Source organism: Streptomyces sp. NPDC048392 (genome assembly GCF_043200575.1).
Lineage (GTDB): Bacteria > Actinomycetota > Actinomycetes > Streptomycetales > Streptomycetaceae > Streptomyces.
Genome location: NZ_JBICYB010000018.1, coordinates 92,641 through 109,016 on the forward strand (window position 1 = coordinate 92,641; position 16,376 = coordinate 109,016).

Here is a 16,376-nt window from a genome sequence, read left to right on the forward strand (position 1 = left end):
CCGATGACCACCACCCCGCCCGTCCTGCTGCGCACCGCCGACGAACTGCACGCGCGCGTGCGGCACGGGCGCCGGGCCGTCGTGATGACCATGGGCGCCCTGCACGAAGGCCACGCCACCCTGATCCGCACGGCGCGCGACCTGGCGGGCCCCGACGGGGAGGTGGTCGTCACCGTCTTCGTGAACCCGCTCCAGTTCGGCGCCGGCGAAGACCTCGACCGGTACCCGCGCACTCCGGACGCCGACCTGAAGATCGCCGGGCAGGCGGGCGCCGACGCCGTCTTCGCCCCCTCCGTCGACGAGGTGTACCCGGGCGGCGAACCCCAGGTGCGCGTCACGGCAGGCCCCATGGGCGAGCTCCTGGAGGGCGCCTCCCGCCCCGGCCACTTCGACGGCATGCTCACCGTCGTCGCCAAGCTGCTCCACCTCACCCGCCCGGACCTCGCCCTCTACGGCCAGAAGGACGCCCAGCAGCTCGCACTGATCCGCCGCATGGTCCGCGACCTGAACTTCGGCGTCGAGATCGTCGGCGTCCCCACGGTGCGCGAGGAGGACGGCCTGGCCCTGTCCAGCCGCAACCGCTACCTCTCGGCCCGGGAACGCCGTACCGCCCTCGCGCTCTCCCAGGCGCTCTTCGCCGGCCTTGACCGGCACGCCGCCCAGGAGGCGCTGCGCGCGCGGGCCCGCGAAGTACCCGCCACGCAGGAGCGCGCCGAGGCGCTCAGCGCGCTCGGCGAGTCCCGCGCGGCGGCCGACGCCCACGCCGTCGCCACGTCCGCCCCGGGCGGTGCGGGCGCCGTCCGGGCCGCCGCCCGCCTGGTGCTGGACGACGCCGCACGTGCCGACCCGCCGCTGGAACTCGACTACCTCGCTCTGGTCGACCCGTCCGACTTCGCCGAGATCGGCGACGACCACACGGGCGAAGCCGTCCTCGCCGTCGCCGCCCGGGTCGGCGCCACCCGGCTGATCGACAACGTCCACCTCACCTTCGGAGCCGCCTCGTGACCAGCACAGGCATACGACTGCACGCCCCCGCACCCGGCTGGGCCATCGCCGCCGACGTGGTGGTCGTCGGCTCCGGCGTCGCCGGCCTCACCGCGGCCCTGCGCTGCGAGGCCGCCGGCCTGCGGACCGTCGTCGTCACCAAGGCCCGCCTCGACGACGGCTCCACCCGCTGGGCGCAGGGCGGCGTCGCCGCGGCCCTCGGCGAGGGCGACACCCCCGAACAGCACCTGGACGACACCCTGGTCGCCGGCGCGGGCCTGTGCGACGAGGAAGCGGTGCGCATCCTGGTCACCGAGGGCCCCGCGGCCGTACGCCGCCTCATCGAGACCGGCGCGCACTTCGACGAGTCCGCCGAGGGCGGCCTGGCCCTCACCCGCGAGGGCGGCCACCACCGCCGCCGCATCGCCCACGCGGGCGGCGACGCCACCGGCGCCGAGATCTCCCGCGCCCTGGTCGAGGCGGTACGCGCGCGTGGGCTCCGCACCGTCGAGAACGCCCTCGTCCTGGACCTCCTCACGGACGCCGAGGGCCGTACGGCCGGTGTGACCCTGCACGTCATGGGCGAGGGCCAGCACGACGGCGTGGGGGCCGTCCACGCCCCCGCGGTGGTCCTGGCGACCGGCGGCATGGGCCAGGTCTTCTCCGCGACGACCAACCCCTCCGTCTCGACCGGCGACGGCGTCGCACTCGCCCTCCGCGCGGGCGCCGAGGTCAGCGATCTCGAGTTCGTGCAGTTCCACCCCACGGTCCTCTTCCTGGGCCCCGACGCCGAGGGCCAGCAGCCCCTGGTCTCCGAGGCGGTACGCGGGGAGGGCGCCCACCTGGTGGACGCGGACGGCGTGCGCTTCATGCTCGGGCAGCACGAACTCGCCGAACTCGCCCCCCGCGACATCGTCGCCAAGGGCATCATGCGGCGCATGCGGGAGCGGGACGCCGAGCACATGTACCTCGACGCCCGGCACTTCGGCGCCGACATGTGGGAGCACCGCTTCCCCACGATCCTCGCCGCCTGCCGCGCCCACGGCATCGACCCGGTCACCGAGCCGGTCCCCGTCGCCCCGGCCGCCCACTACGCCTCCGGCGGGGTCCGCACCGACGCCCGCGGCCGTACCACGGTCCCCGGCCTGTACGCGTGCGGCGAGGTCGCCTGCACCGGCGTGCACGGCGCCAACCGCCTGGCCTCCAACTCGCTCCTGGAGGGACTGGTCTACGCCGAACGCATCGCCGCCGACATCGCGGCGGGCCACGCGGACGGCGCCCTCCACGCGCGCGTGCCCGCACCGCTGCCGTGCCCGGACCGTCCGGCCTACCCCCTGCTCCCGCCCGAGGCCCGCCTCACGATCCAGCGGATCATGACCGACGGCGCCGGCGTCCTGCGCTCGGCCGGCTCCCTCACCCGGGCGGACGACCGGCTGCACCGCCTCCACTCCGAGGCCCGCGAGGCCCTGCACGAGAACGGCAAGACGTCCGAGCCGGGCGTCGACACCTGGGAGGCCACCAACCTCTTGTGCGTGGCCCGGGTCCTGGTGGCCGCGGCGGCCCGACGCGAGGAGACCCGCGGCTGCCACTGGCGCGATGACCACGCGGACCGCGACGACACGACGTGGCGGCGCCACATCGTCGTACGCCTGAACCCGGACCGCACCCTCGCCGTGCACACCACCGACACGCCAGACTTCCCCCCGACCACCCACGGCACCGAGCCGACGCAGCGTCCCCAGGAGCAGTGACAGCAGTGAACACCCCCGACCTTCCCCTCGCCTCCGGCGGAGGCTGCGGCGACGGCTGCGCCTGTGGCGCGGAAACCGAAGAAGACGCCTACACGGAGTGCGGCCTCGACCCCGCGCTCGCGGCACTCCTGCTCGACTCAGGACTCGACCCCGTGGAGGTCGAGGACATCGCGAACGTCGCCGTCCAGGAGGACCTGGCGGGCGGCGTGGACGTGACGACGGTCGCGACCATCCCCGAGGACGCCGTGGCCACGGCCGACTTCACCGCGCGTGAGGCGGGCGTCGTTGCGGGCCTCCGGGTCGCCGAGGCGGTGCTTTCGGTCGTCTGCGCGGACGAGTTCGAGGTGGAGCGCCACGTCGAGGACGGCGACCGCGTGGAAGCGGGCCACAGGCTCCTGTCCGTCACCACCCGCACCCGCGACATCCTCACCGCGGAGCGCAGCGCGCTGAACCTCCTGTGCCGCATGTCGGGCATCGCGTCGGCCACGCGCGCGTGGGCGGACGTCCTGGACGGCACGAAGGCCAAGGTCCGCGACACCCGCAAGACCACCCCCGGACTGCGCGGCCTGGAGAAGTTCGCGGTCCGCTGCGGCGGCGGCGTCAACCACCGCATGTCCCTCTCGGACGCGGCCCTCGTCAAGGACAACCACGTGGTCGCCGCCGGCGGCGTCGCCGAGGCCTTCAACGCGGTGCGCGAACGCTTCCCCGACCTGCCCATCGAGGTCGAGGTCGACACCCTGCACCAGCTGCGCGAGGTCGTGGACGCCGGTGCCGACCTGATCCTGCTGGACAACTTCACGCCCGAGGAGTGCGAGGAGGCGGTGGCCCTCGTCGCCGGCCGCGCCGCGCTGGAGGCCTCGGGCCGCCTCACCCTCGCCAACGCCAAGGCGTACGCCGACACGGGCGTCGACTACCTGGCCGTGGGCGCCCTCACCCACAGCTCCCCGATCCTGGACATCGGCCTCGACCTGCGAGCGGCGGAGTAGAACCCATGCTGCTGACGATCGACGTAGGCAACACGCACACCGTCCTCGGCCTCTTCGACGGTGAGGACATCGTCGAGCACTGGCGGATCTCCACGGACTCGCGCCGTACGGCCGACGAGCTGGCGGTCCTCCTCCAGGGCCTGATGGGCATGCACCCGCTCCTCGGCGACGAGCTGGGCGACGGCATCGACGGCATCGCCATCTGCGCGACCGTCCCCTCGGTGCTGCACGAACTGCGCGAGGTGACCCGCCGCTACTACGGCGACGTCCCCGCGGTCCTCGTCGAACCGGGCGTCAAGACGGGCGTCCCGATCCTCACCGACCACCCCAAGGAGGTCGGCGCCGACCGCATCATCAACGCCGTCGCCGCGGTGGAGCTGTACGGCGGTCCGGCGATCGTCGTGGACTTCGGCACCGCGACGACGTTCGACGCGGTCAGCGCGCGCGGGGAGTACGTCGGCGGGGTCATCGCACCCGGCATCGAGATCTCGGTCGAGGCGCTGGGCGTCAGGGGCGCCCAGCTGCGCAAGATCGAGGTGGCCCGGCCGCGGAGCGTGATCGGCAAGAACACGGTCGAGGCGATGCAGTCCGGCATCGTGTACGGCTTCGCGGGGCAGGTCGACGGGGTCGTCAACCGCATGGCGCGGGAGCTGGCCGAGGACCCGGACGACGTGACGGTCATCGCGACGGGTGGGCTCGCGCCGATGGTGCTCGGGGAGTCCTCGGTGATCGACGAGCACGAGCCGTGGCTGACGCTGATGGGCCTGCGGCTGGTGTACGAGCGGAACGTCGCCCGGATGTAGGAGGCCCGGCCTTCCCGGCCGGGGCCTCCGGCGTGGGTGCGGTCGGCGGTCCGGTGCTCCCGGCACCCGGCACCCGGCACCCGGCGTCGGGCGCCGGGCGGGTGGACGCGCGGCCCGGTGTTGTGGGGTGCCTTCCCCGCTCCCGTTGTCCCCCGAGTGAGGGGGGTGTCGCCGACCGGTGCCGCCCGGCGGCGTGATGTTGCGGCCGGGGTGGGTCAGGACTGCCTGCGGCCGGGGCGGTGTGGGCACCGCGGCCCGGTGTTGTGGGGTGCCTTCCCCGCTCCCGTTGTCCCCCGAGTGAGGGGGGTGTCGCCGACCGGTGCCGCCCGGCGGCGTGATGTTGCGGCCGGGGTGGGTCACGACCGCCCGCGGCCGGGGCGGTGTGCGCCCGCATCCGGGTGGGGGCGGCGCCACACGCGCGCCCCCTATGCCGAGTTTGTCTGATTAGCGCGTATCGTCGCCGCATGCCCACGCCCTACGGACCCCGCGGCGGCATGGCGTTCGGTGCTCAGGAGCTGCGCGTGCTCCGGCGAGCCCTCGCCCTCGCCCTGAACCCCAGCCCCGTCTCCGCCCAGGAGACCCAGGACTGCCTCCGCCTCGCAGAGTCGCTCGACGAGGCGATGCGGGAGGGCGCCCGGCTGCGCGCCTTCCTGGTGGCCGACCTCGCCCGGTACCGCGCCGCCCTCCCCGGCACCGCCACCGGCTACCTCGCGCTCCTGGACGAGGCGCTGGGCGCCGGCCACCGCCCCGGCGCGGACGATCTCGCGGCCCTGGGCGCCCTGCGCGGCAACCCCGCCGCGGCCGCGCTGCTGGCCCGCTGCGGGCCCGCGACGGCCGCTCCGGCCGCCCCGGCCACTTCGATCACTCCGGCCGCTCCGGCCGCTCCGGCCGCTCCGGCCGCTCCGGCCGCCTCGGCCGCCTCGGCCACCCCGGCCACCCCGGCCACGGTGACGGTCCCCGCCGCGCGTACCCGCCTCCACGCCGTCCCCGGCGGCCGCCGGCCCGACAAGGAACCCGCGCGAAAGCCCGCCCCGAGCCCGGCCCCCCGTCCCGCCCCGGCGACGCCCAAACGCCCCGTCCCCACTCCCGGTGAGGTCTTCCCCCGCCGCAAGCCCGCGCCGCCCGCGCCGCCCGCTCCGCCGGCCCCGGGCTCCCGGCACCGCCTCGCCGCCGGCTGACGGCGCCTGGCTACCCTGGTCCCATGGACTACGTCTCCGCGCTCGTGCCCCCGGCCGTCATGGCCGTGTTCTTCGTCGGCCTGATCAGGGTGATCGTGAAGACCCAGGGCGGCGCCAACAAGGCCAAGGAGGACGCCGTCGTCGACGCCGCCCTCGCGCGAGCGGAAGGCGCCCGGCAGGCGTCCCCGCACCCCGAGGCCTGACCGGCCCCGCGTAGGGCACGGCACCGGCCCCGCGTACGGCTCCCTCCCCTGCGGAGCCGTACGCCCCTTTTGTGCCCGTTTGCCAGCGGAAGGGCACGTCCGGCACGCGTTCGCTCGGATCTCCCACTATCGTTCGAAGCGTGCCTCGCCCATTGGGAGAACTCGAAGACGCGGTCATGACGAGGGTGTGGAAGTGGAACCGCCTCGTGACCGTTCGAGAAGTCCTGGAAGACCTGCAACAGGAACGGTCCATCGCGTACACCACCGTGATGACCGTTCTGGACAATCTCCATCAGAAGGGCTGGGTGCGCCGGGAGTCGGAAGGCCGGGCCTATCGATATGAGGCGGTCTCCACTCGCGCCGCCTACGCCGCCGCCCTCATGAACGACGCCTGGTCGCAGAGCGACAACCCCGCCGCCGCCCTCATCGCCTTCTTCGGCATGATGAGCGAGGAACAGCGCCAGGCACTCGGAGACGCCATCCGCATCGTGCGAGGACCGGAAACCCCCGCCCCCAACCCCGGCGCGGTACCGGACGGCGGCGAGCGATAGCGTCCCTCCATGCCAAATGCCATCAGCGTCCGGCGGGCCCGCACCAGGGATGTCCAGGACGTACGCCGGCTCCTCGACGCGTACGTCCGTGACCGCATCCTGCTCGACAAAGCGATGGTGACGCTTTACGAGAGCATCCAGGAGTTCTGGGTCGCGGAACGGGACGACAACGCAGAGGTGGTCGGCTGCGGCGCCCTGCACGTGATGTGGGAAGACCTCGCGGAAGTGCGGACTCTCGCGGTGAAGCCCGGCCTGAAGGGCGCGGGCGTCGGACATCAGTTGCTGGGGAAGTTGCTGGACACGGCGCGCTGGCTCGGTGTTCGCCGCGTTTTCTGTCTGACCTTCGAAGTGGACTTCTTCGGCAAGCACGGGTTCGTGGAGATCGGTGAGACACCGGTCGACACCGATGTGTACGCGGAGCTGCTGCGTTCCTATGACGAGGGTGTTGCGGAGTTCCTGGGTCTCGAACGGGTGAAACCGAACACCTTGGGCAACAGCCGGATGCTTCTGCATCTGTGATCGCCGGACGGCGGTAGGCATCCGCAGCCCTTCGCCAGGTTTATTCCACCGAGGCACCCTTCGCGGGTTCCCTATGTCCGATACGCGCATGTTTCCGGCCCTGGGGCGGGCTACCGGTCTCCGCCGGGGGTTTGTGTTTTTCCGGCAAAAGCGGTTTGCTTTCCGGCGTACTGCAGTACTGCATATAACAAGGGACGGCGATACGGCGGACGCCGGCGGACCTCCGCCCCTCACGTTATCGATGAAAGGAAATCCGGTGGCACAGAAGGTTCAGGTCCTTCTTGTCGATGACCTCGACGGCGGCGAGGCAGACGAGACCGTGACGTTCGCGCTGGACGGCAAGACCTACGAGATCGATCTCACCACCGCCAACGCGGACAAGCTCCGCGGTCTGCTCGATCCGTACCTCAAGGGTGGCCGTCGTACCGGGGGCCGTGCCTCGGGCGGACGCGGCAAGGCCCGCGCCGCCTCCGGTGGCAGCCAGGACACCGCGGCGATCCGCGCCTGGGCGAAGGAGAACGGCTACGAGGTCAACGACCGCGGCCGTGTTCCCGCGAAGGTCCGTGAGGCGTACGAGCAGGCCAACGGCTGATCACCCGGTCCGCGGCGCGGGGCGCACCCGCGGTGATCCGGAAGCGGTGATCCGGACGCGGTGGCACTGCGTGGCCAGGGTGTGGACCAACCGTGCGAGATCGAGGGCGGCCCCGGCACCCCCGAGGGCGGAGAGCGCCGGCAGCGAGGACTCGACCTCGCGTCCCGGCTCCGGGGGCCGCAGCCAGACGGCGGCCCCCCGCGGGCCGTCGCGGTCCGGGGGACGCGGCGACGGGACGGCCGAGCCGGGTCCCGGGGCGCGGGGCGCCTCCACGAGGCCGCCCGCTCCGACCGCCGTCAGATCGAGGGCCAGCGAGCCCCACTCAAGCCACTCCAGCAGCCCCGGCAGTTCCTCCGCGCCGCCCGCCGCCACGAGCAGCAGCATCCGCTCACCCCGGACGGCCACCGGAAAGCCCGGCCGCGGCGGGAGCGGGCCGGGCCGCCCGGACCGCTCCCGCCCCTGCGGTGGCTCCAGCCGTCGCAGTGCCGCGTGCCCGGCCCCGGCCGGGACGTCCAGGACGTCGAAGCGGACGCCCGCGCGCAGCCGCAGCGGCTCCCCGGGCACCGTCGGCCACCCGAGCACGCTCTCGTACCACCACCGCGTCCGCTCCCGTGCCGAGCCGCCGTTCCCGGTGGGCCGGCGGGGCGACGGCACGACGGGAGCCGGGGGAGCGACGGGGACCGGGTGCGGGGCGCCAAGCATGCCAAGCGCAACAGTCGGAAGTACGTCCGGGTTACGCTGGGTGGCGTCGTGGGTGCGCAGAGTGCCCGAAAAGGCCGGTAAGAGGGGGCGTGCGGGGGTGCGGGGAGGCGCAAGGTTGTTCGCCCGTAGCGGAGGGAATCGGTGCGCGCGGCATGGAGTGTCAGCCCCGGCGGGTAAGACATCCCTAGTGGGAGGGGGCGACAAGCAGATCGGGCCGTCTCGCGTTCGCCATCGGCGTACTGGCGAGTGGGGTAAGTGCCTGGCCTGCGGGAACATCGTCTCGCACCATCGGGTTGTGGCAGATGTCGACGTCAGGGGTCAGGAGGCCATCGACGGTGTCGGCAGTTGGAATGAGCGGTCCCCGCTTGCGGGACTAAGCTGCGGAAGGACAGGGAGGGGAAGTTCCCCTTACTGCCTGACCGCTCTGAGGAGCGATTAACGATGTTCGAGAGGTTCACCGACCGCGCGCGGCGGGTTGTCGTCCTGGCTCAGGAAGAAGCCCGGATGCTCAACCACAACTACATCGGCACCGAGCACATCCTCCTGGGCCTGATCCACGAGGGTGAGGGTGTCGCCGCCAAGGCCCTTGAGAGCCTCGGGATTTCGCTCGAGGCGGTCCGCCAGCAGGTGGAGGAGATCATCGGGCAGGGCCAGCAGGCCCCGTCGGGTCACATTCCCTTCACCCCCCGTGCCAAGAAGGTCCTGGAGCTGTCGCTCCGCGAGGCCCTCCAGCTGGGCCACAACTACATCGGCACGGAGCACATCCTGCTCGGCCTGATCCGTGAGGGCGAGGGCGTCGCCGCCCAGGTCCTGGTCAAGCTGGGCGCCGATCTCAACCGGGTGCGGCAGCAGGTCATCCAGCTGCTCTCCGGCTACCAGGGCAAGGAGACCGCCACCGCCGGCGGTCCTGCGGAGGGCACGCCCTCCACGTCCCTGGTCCTCGACCAGTTCGGCCGGAACCTCACCCAGGCCGCTCGTGAGTCCAAGCTCGACCCGGTCATCGGGCGCGAGAAGGAGATCGAGCGGGTCATGCAGGTGCTGTCCCGCCGCACCAAGAACAACCCGGTGCTCATCGGTGAGCCCGGCGTCGGCAAGACCGCCGTCGTCGAGGGCCTCGCGCAGGCCATCGTCAAGGGCGAGGTGCCCGAGACCCTCAAGGACAAGCACCTCTACACCCTGGACCTCGGCGCGCTGGTCGCCGGCTCCCGCTACCGCGGTGACTTCGAGGAGCGCCTGAAGAAGGTGCTCAAGGAGATCCGCACCCGCGGCGACATCATCCTGTTCATCGACGAGCTGCACACGCTGGTCGGTGCGGGTGCCGCCGAGGGCGCCATCGACGCCGCGAGCATCCTCAAGCCGATGCTGGCCCGCGGTGAGCTGCAGACCATCGGTGCGACCACGCTGGACGAGTACCGCAAGCACCTGGAGAAGGACGCGGCCCTCGAGCGCCGTTTCCAGCCGATCCAGGTCGCGGAGCCGTCGCTGCCGCACACGATCGAGATCCTCAAGGGTCTGCGCGACCGTTACGAGGCCCACCACCGTGTCTCCATCACGGACGAGGCCCTCGTCCAGGCGGCGACGCTCGCCGACCGCTACATCTCGGACCGCTTCCTGCCGGACAAGGCGATCGACCTGATCGACGAGGCCGGTTCCCGGATGCGCATCCGCCGGATGACCGCGCCGCCGGACCTGCGCGAGTTCGACGAGAAGATCGCCGGTGTGCGCCGGGACAAGGAGTCCGCGATCGACTCGCAGGACTTCGAGAAGGCCGCCTCCCTCCGCGACAAGGAGAAGCAGCTCCTGGCCGCCAAGGCCAAGCGGGAGAAGGAGTGGAAGGCCGGCGACATGGACGTCGTCGCCGAGGTGGACGGCGAGCTGATCGCCGAGGTCCTCGCCACGGCGACCGGCATCCCGGTCTTCAAGCTCACGGAGGAGGAGTCGTCCCGCCTGCTGCGCATGGAGGACGAGCTCCACAAGCGGGTCATCGGCCAGAAGGACGCCGTCAAGGCGCTCTCGAAGGCGATCCGCCGTACCCGTGCCGGTCTGAAGGACCCGAAGCGTCCCGGTGGCTCGTTCATCTTCGCCGGCCCGTCCGGTGTCGGTAAGACGGAGCTGTCCAAGGCGCTCGCGGAGTTCCTCTTCGGCGACGAGGACGCGCTGATCTCCCTCGACATGTCGGAGTTCAGCGAGAAGCACACGGTCTCGCGTCTCTTCGGTTCGCCCCCCGGCTACGTGGGCTACGAGGAGGGCGGTCAGCTGACGGAGAAGGTCCGCCGCAAGCCGTTCTCGGTCGTCCTCTTCGACGAGGTCGAGAAGGCCCACCCGGACATCTTCAACTCGCTGCTGCAGATCCTGGAGGACGGTCGCCTGACCGACTCCCAGGGCCGGGTCGTGGACTTCAAGAACACGGTCATCATCATGACGACCAACCTCGGCACCCGGGACATCTCCAAGGGCTTCAACCTCGGCTTCGCCGCCGCGGGTGACACGAAGTCCAACTACGAGCGCATGAAGAACAAGGTCCAGGACGAGCTCAAGCAGCACTTCCGGCCCGAGTTCCTCAACCGTGTCGACGACGTGGTCGTCTTCCCGCAGCTCAGCCAGGACGACATCCTGCGGATCGTCGACCTGATGATCGAGAAGGTCGACGAGCGCCTCAAGGACCGGGACATGGGCATCGAGCTCTCCCAGTCCGCGAAGGAACTGCTGTCCAAGAAGGGTTACGACCCGGTGCTGGGCGCGCGTCCGCTGCGTCGCACGATCCAGCGCGAGGTCGAGGACACGCTGTCGGAGAAGATCCTCTTCGGCGAGCTGCGTCCCGGTCACATCGTGGTCGTGGACACCGAGGGCGAGGGCGACACCAAGACCTTCACCTTCCGGGGTGAGGAGAAGGCGGCCCTCCCCGACGTCCCGCCGATCGAGCAGGCGGCCGGGGGCGGCACGGGTCCGAACCTGAGCAAGGAGGCGTAGCCCCGCGGGGTGAGCCGGGAAAGGGGCTGCTTCGGGACTTCGGTCCCGGGGCGGCCCCTTTCGTCGTGCCGCGTCGGCGTCCTGCCGGGTCAGCGTGGGGCCAGGCTCACTTCGACGTCGGGAAAGACCGGCTGGAAGCCGGAAACCGGGAAGGAGTATCCGTACCTGCTTCCGAGGCTCACCGCACGCAGACCGGGCAGCCGGGACGCCAGTGCGTCAAGGTGCTCGGTGCCCTCCACGTCGTAGACGGCCAGTAGCTCGACGCGGGGCAGCTCGGGCATGCGGCCGGGGGAAGCCGGCAGATCCCGGATGAGCGCCGCGTCGATGTACAGGTGGGTGAGCCCGGGCAGTGCGGCGACCTCCCGCCAGTCGGCCGCCCCCGGCTCCGTGGTCAGCGGTCCCAGGCTGGGCTTGCGCAGCGATTTCCAGTGCGCCAGCCCGCGCAGCCCGGTGGTGTCCGTGCTGTTGCGGCCCGGGTAGAGAAAGCTCAGCGGTGCCTCGGCCGGCAGCGCCTCGGTGAGGTCGGCGCGTACGGCGGTGGGCCGGGTGGTCAGCAGCCAGCGGTTGCCGGGGAAGGCGTGCAGGAGACCGCGCAGCCAGTCCCGGGTGGCGTGCCGGTCCGCTGCCGGGATCTCGTCCGGACCGTCGACCAGGATCAGCGCCCGGCCGGCGGTCAGGACGTTCCGTCCAGCCGTCGGGCGGCGACAGCGGGCAGCCGACGGCGCTCAGGAAGGCGGCCGGGGCGGGCAGCGGGCCGGTGCGTACCAGGTGCGCAGCGGGAGGATGTACGGGATGCGCGTGCGCTCGCGTGCCGCGGTCACCGCCAGCCACTGCACCAGGGTCGTCTTGCCGGAGCCCGCGTCGCCGCGCAGCAGCACCCTGGGCTTCCTGTCCAGCGTCTCGTCCGCGGGCATCCGTCTGGTGCGTCCCGACGCGTCCTCGCCGGGCGTGGCGTCCCGGTCGTCCTCGCGGTCGCTGGTCGCCTCCAGCGTGAGACAGGCGATCTCCAGGGGCCACCGGTCGGGGGAGTCGCGCAGGTCGATGCCGTAGATGGTGATGCGGTTGTGCTGCCCGGCGACGTAGGGCAGGTAGCGGCGCTCGAACGCCGTGTCCCCGGCGTCCGGACGGGGGACGCGGGTGATCAGCTCGTCGACCTTCGCGATCAGCTCGGCCTGGCGCCGCGGGCCTGGGCCACCGAAGTGCGGGCGACGAAGGTGGAGCGCCGGGTGAAGAACTCCAGGATGTGCAGGCAGGCCCACTCCGTCGCGGAGTCGAGGAAGTAGCCCGCGTCGGCGGACAGGCAGGTCCCCGGCCCGGCGCCCGACGCCTGCTGCCGCAGCCGGGCGGCCAGCTCGCGGTGGCCCAGCCGCACCGCCTGCACGTCGTCCATGTCCAGGTCGCCCAGGGCGAGGAGCCGTGCCGTCAGGGCGTCGGCGACGGCCGTCTCCTCGTCGCGCGGGAAGGGCGGCTCGCCCGGAGAGTCCAGGGAGTCGGCCACCAGCCTCCCGGCGAGCCCCCGTACCTCCTTCTCGCCGAGCGTGCGCTGCTCGCCCCGGAAGGGACACCAGGCGGGCCAGCCGGACCGGTCCATCGACCAGTCCGGCGCCGGGTCCGCCCGTCACGAACAGCTTCCTCACCAGCGGGGCGACCAGGCTGGACGCCAACCTCCCGCCGAGTACCGTCGGTTCCATGCGCCGCCCCCGTGGTAGATCGACACGGGGAGCCTGACGGGCGTCAGGACTGCCGCGTCAGGACTGCCGCGTAAGCACTGCCGCGTCAGGACAACTGACCGTCGTAGTCCGGCAGCTTGTAGGTCCTCTCGGCGTGGCCGCCCGACAGATCGGTGGCGCTGTTGCCGACGTTCGCGATGATCGTGTAGCCCTTCGACTCGATCTCGGCGCGCTGTTCGCTCTTGTACACGGCGACGTCCTTGAACAGGTCGAGGAAGCCGCGGACGTACAGCCCGGAGGACTCGTAGCCGGCGTGGGCGAGGTTCCACTCGGTGGGCGTCCCGATGATGCCGGGCCGGGCGGTCACGAAGAACAGGGCGACGCCGTGCTCCTGGGCGTACTCGGCGACCTCCAGGACCGGCCGGTTGGCGGGCTGGGGGTAGCGGAAGCCGAAGTCGGTCTCCAGGGAGGTGTTGTCGACGTCGAGGACGATCGCAGGCTTCTCACCGGGTGCGGAGTCGGCGATCCGTTCCTTCAGGTAGGGCAGCGCTCCGTCCAGCACGGCCCGGCAGTCCCGCTGCCAGGTGTCGTAGTCGACGTCGGCGGCCGCCGACGGCGTCACCGCCGTGCGGTGCGTCTCGGCAGGGGCGGCGACGGACGGCGTGGCCGTGGTGGTGAGCGCCGCCGCGGTGACGGCGGCCGCCGCGGCGGCCCGCGTCCACGTGGGGCGCCGGGTCTGTCTGGTCTGTCCGGTCTGATCGGTCATGGGGGGTGGGGTCCTCTCATGCCTGCGCGGATGCCTGACGGCACAAAGTTGTCGCGTGCATGCTGGCCCCAGCAAGTGGCCGGACGGCAACGATTGGGTTACTGGGCAGTAGTCGGCCGTCCGGCCTGCGCTCATGCCGTGATCTCCACCCCGTTCGGCACGTTCCGCACCCGTGGCAGCCGGGGGTTGACCCGCAGGACCCGCAGCCGGGGGAGGCCGGACAGCCAGGAGACGTCGGTGTCGGGCAGCTCCGCGTTGAGCCAGAGGTGGGTCAGCTGATCGGGGAGCAGCCCCGCCAGCAGTTCCTCCGCCCGCATCACACCGGCCACCTGGATGCGCGGCCGCCCGCCGAGATCGCGCAGCGCCGCCAGTTCGACGGTGTCGGAGACCGGGAAGTAGAGGCCGTCCGGGTCCAGATGGGCGATGATCTCCTCGGCGTACCGCTCGGTGTCGAAGTGGCGCCAGCCACGGGCGAGTTCGGTGCGGACCGGCAGGGCGGCACGGGAGCGCAGCCGGACCAGGTAGTCGATCGCCGCGTCGTCCGCCACCCGGGTCGCGGTGATGGCGAGCAGCAGGGCCTGCCGGTCGTCGGTGACCTGGCCCGGGTCGGGCAGCAGCTCCAGGACGATGGGGCCGACCCAGCCGAGCCCCCGGGCGGCCAGCTCCGTCGTGGGACGCACCAGGTTCTTCGTACGGTCGTGGACGAGCCGCTGGACGGCCGGATCGAGCTCGGTGACGTGCTCCAGGCAGGCAGCGGCCATCAGCCTGCGGTGGTTGACCTGCGGGCGCCGCAGTCCCGGCGCGGGCGCCAGCAGCCGTTCCAGGAACTGGGCGCACTCCTCGGGGCGGGCGTGGGCGGCGGACATGCGGATGACCTCCTCCCACTCGGACTGGTGGGCGTGGTCGACCAGTGTGGGGAACCGGTCGCGCGCCACGATCTCCTTGGCGGCCAGGTAGTCCTGGAAGGTCCGGTGCACGAAGTCGACCGACTCGCCCGACCGTTCGCGCAGCAGGCCCGTCCGGTGCAGCAGGTGCCGGAAGATCTTCGCGCCGTCCCCCTGCGCGCGGGCGGCGGGCATCGCGGGCAGCGCGGCGTCCAGGATGCCGACCGCCCGTTCTCGGGTCAGCTCGGAGGCGTCCTCCTCCAGCATGGCGTGGGCCAGCTTCTGCAGCAGCCGTTCACGGGTGCTCTGCTGGAGCCGCACGTCGTCGGCGTACAGCACGTCCCGTTCGGGGTCGCGGCGCTGGAGCAGCATCTCCAGGGCGGCGTCGTACAGCTCCTTGCGGCCGCTGGGGAGGGAACCGGCCCGGTCGCGGCTGAGGGCGCATATCAGGCCGCACATCAGCGGGTTGGTGGCGAGCTGGCGCAGCTCGCGGTAGATCCGCACGGAGTGCAGCAGCCGCTGCTCGTACTCGTCCAGCGCGCCCCGTTCCCGCGGCCCCGGGGAGCGGCTCTGCTCGTCCGTCCGGGCCGCCGAGTGCCAGTCCCGGATGAACCGCGTCACCTGGTCCCGTGACATGGGCGCGAGGGACAGCTCGACGAAGTCCTCCTCGGCCAGCCCCTCACCGGAGAGCCAGCCGTCCGACACGGCGGAGGGCCGGGAGGTGACCAGGCAGCCGTTGCCGGAGAAGACGCGCAGCAGCCGGCGCAGCCGGTCGCGCAGCTCGCCGCGTGTCTTCTCCGGTGCCTCGTCGATGCCGTCGACCAGCAGCAGCGCGCGCCCGGCGAGCAGGGTGCGCACCACCCACCCCTCCGGCGCCCGGTCGGCGAGCGGGTGCCGGACCGCGTGCAGGAAGTCGTCCGGGGCCGGGAAGCCCTCGCGGGCGAAGCGGCGTACGGGCAGGACGAAGGGGACCCGGTCGCCCGCGCGGGCGGCGGCCACGGCCAGCCACTGCACCAGAGTCGTCTTGCCCGACCCGGCCCCGCCGCGCAGCAGCACCCGTTCGTGGTCCTCCAGGGCGCGGTCCGCCAGCAGTACGGTGCGCTGCTCGTCCTCGGCCACACCGCCGCTGCGCTCCTCCGCCTCCAGGCTCAGGTAGGTCTCCTCCAGCGGCCAACGGTCGGGCGCGTTGGGGAAGTCCACGCCGACGATGGTCAGCCAGCCGTGCCGCCGGGCCACCCACCGGGCGTACTCGGCCTCGAACGCCACGTCCGCCTCGGGCCGTTCGGGCTGCCGGGCCGCCGCCTCGGCGTCCTGAAGGTCGACCAGCTGGGCGATCCGGCTCGCCCGTCCCGGCAGTCGTCGCTGGAGGTACGCGGAGCGCCGCACCAGGTGGTGCAGGACGTGCAGGCACACCGAGACCAGCAGCGCGTCGTGGAACCAGGCCGCGTCCGGCGACAGCTCCCGGTCCGCGCCCTGCACCGCGCCCCGCAGCCGCCGCGCGTAGTCCTGCGGGCCCAGTCGTACGGCGTCGGCGTCGGTGACGTCGACCTCGGCGACGGCGAGCAGGGTACGGGCCAGGACGTCGACGACCGGGGCCAGTTCGGCGGTGGGCGCCGTGTGCCGCTCGGCGGCGAGGTGCACCAGGTCGGCGGCGGTGCGGTGGACGTCGTCCGGGGTGGCGGAGGCCTCCGGGCCGCGCCAGGTGACGAGGCCGGGGACCGGCTCGCAGAACACGGGCGGCCGAACGGGGGCGCGGAAGAGCCGGTGGACGAGGGGGGCGGCGAGGTGGGAGGGGGTGCGGACGACGGCATCCATGG

At 72.5% G+C, this 16,376-nt stretch carries 15 protein-coding genes and 1 pseudogene; 10 read left to right on the plus strand and 6 right to left on the minus strand.

The window, feature by feature from the left end; all coding sequences use genetic code 11:
- The first annotated feature begins 3 nt into the window (after positions 1-3).
- The 9 genes from panC to ACGFYH_RS23465 all read left to right on the plus strand — a co-directional run bounded on the left by panC (position 4) and on the right by ACGFYH_RS23465 (position 7,567).
- Positions 4-1,005 carry a pantoate--beta-alanine ligase gene (panC, locus tag ACGFYH_RS23425; protein WP_393805106.1) on the plus strand — a complete coding sequence of 334 codons (1,002 nt, stop codon included), beginning with the start codon at positions 4-6 and terminating at the stop codon, positions 1,003-1,005.
- Positions 1,002-2,735, plus strand: a complete 1,734-nt coding sequence (locus tag ACGFYH_RS23430) for an L-aspartate oxidase (RefSeq protein ID WP_393805107.1) — start codon at positions 1,002-1,004, stop codon at positions 2,733-2,735. Before panC ends, ACGFYH_RS23430 begins: the two co-directional genes overlap by 4 nt.
- A gap of 5 nt (positions 2,736-2,740) precedes the next feature.
- Positions 2,741-3,721, plus strand: a complete 981-nt coding sequence (gene nadC, locus ACGFYH_RS23435; protein ID WP_393805149.1) for a carboxylating nicotinate-nucleotide diphosphorylase — start codon at positions 2,741-2,743, stop codon at positions 3,719-3,721.
- A gap of 5 nt (positions 3,722-3,726) precedes the next feature.
- Positions 3,727-4,524 (plus strand): type III pantothenate kinase, encoded by a 798-nt coding sequence (locus ACGFYH_RS23440; protein ID WP_393805108.1) that lies wholly within the window; start codon positions 3,727-3,729, stop codon positions 4,522-4,524.
- A 494-nt stretch (positions 4,525-5,018) separates the two neighbouring features.
- On the plus strand, positions 5,019-5,702 hold the full coding sequence (locus ACGFYH_RS23445; protein WP_393805150.1) for a hypothetical protein: 684 nt from the start codon (positions 5,019-5,021) through the stop codon (positions 5,700-5,702).
- Positions 5,703-5,725: 23 nt separating this feature from the next.
- Positions 5,726-5,905 (plus strand): hypothetical protein, encoded by a 180-nt coding sequence (locus ACGFYH_RS23450; protein WP_393805109.1) that lies wholly within the window; start codon positions 5,726-5,728, stop codon positions 5,903-5,905.
- A gap of 152 nt (positions 5,906-6,057) precedes the next feature.
- The gene (locus ACGFYH_RS23455) at positions 6,058-6,456 is read left to right on the plus strand and encodes a BlaI/MecI/CopY family transcriptional regulator (RefSeq protein ID WP_393805151.1); all 399 of its coding nucleotides are present in this window, start codon (positions 6,058-6,060) and stop codon (positions 6,454-6,456) included.
- A 9-nt stretch (positions 6,457-6,465) separates the two neighbouring features.
- Positions 6,466-6,975: an amino-acid N-acetyltransferase gene (locus ACGFYH_RS23460; protein WP_393805110.1), complete on the plus strand. Its 510-nt coding sequence runs from the start codon at positions 6,466-6,468 to the stop codon at positions 6,973-6,975.
- Between the two features lie 256 nt (positions 6,976-7,231).
- Entirely contained in the window at positions 7,232-7,567 is a 336-nt protein-coding gene (locus ACGFYH_RS23465; RefSeq protein ID WP_271319599.1) for an Lsr2 family protein, read from the plus strand.
- On the opposite strand, the gene ACGFYH_RS23470 is transcribed toward ACGFYH_RS23465, so the two are convergent.
- Entirely contained in the window at positions 7,568-8,269 is a 702-nt protein-coding gene (locus ACGFYH_RS23470; protein ID WP_393805111.1) for an SCO3374 family protein, read from the minus strand.
- Between the two features lie 441 nt (positions 8,270-8,710).
- On the opposite strand from ACGFYH_RS23470, the gene ACGFYH_RS23475 reads away from it, so the two are divergent.
- On the plus strand, positions 8,711-11,239 hold the full coding sequence (locus ACGFYH_RS23475; RefSeq protein ID WP_393805112.1) for an ATP-dependent Clp protease ATP-binding subunit: 2,529 nt from the start codon (positions 8,711-8,713) through the stop codon (positions 11,237-11,239).
- 89 nt (positions 11,240-11,328) lie between these two features.
- On the opposite strand, the gene ACGFYH_RS23480 is transcribed toward ACGFYH_RS23475, so the two are convergent.
- From ACGFYH_RS23480 to ACGFYH_RS23500, 5 genes and pseudogenes are all read right to left on the minus strand, one after another.
- Complete coding sequence (locus tag ACGFYH_RS23480; protein ID WP_393805152.1) at positions 11,329-11,520, minus strand: hypothetical protein; 192 nt, start codon at positions 11,518-11,520, stop codon at positions 11,329-11,331.
- A 234-nt stretch (positions 11,521-11,754) separates the two neighbouring features.
- Positions 11,755-12,153: pseudogene (locus ACGFYH_RS23485) on the minus strand (NACHT domain-containing protein); the annotation flags it as partial.
- A gap of 248 nt (positions 12,154-12,401) precedes the next feature.
- Positions 12,402-12,830 carry a hypothetical protein gene (locus ACGFYH_RS23490; RefSeq protein ID WP_393805113.1) on the minus strand — a complete coding sequence of 143 codons (429 nt, stop codon included), beginning with the start codon at positions 12,828-12,830 and terminating at the stop codon, positions 12,402-12,404.
- Between the two features lie 185 nt (positions 12,831-13,015).
- Positions 13,016-13,675: an HAD family acid phosphatase gene (locus ACGFYH_RS23495; RefSeq protein WP_393805114.1), complete on the minus strand. Its 660-nt coding sequence runs from the start codon at positions 13,673-13,675 to the stop codon at positions 13,016-13,018.
- 131 nt (positions 13,676-13,806) lie between these two features.
- The gene (locus ACGFYH_RS23500; protein WP_393805115.1) at positions 13,807-16,374 is read right to left on the minus strand and encodes an NACHT domain-containing protein; all 2,568 of its coding nucleotides are present in this window, start codon (positions 16,372-16,374) and stop codon (positions 13,807-13,809) included.
- Positions 16,375-16,376 lie beyond the last annotated feature (2 nt).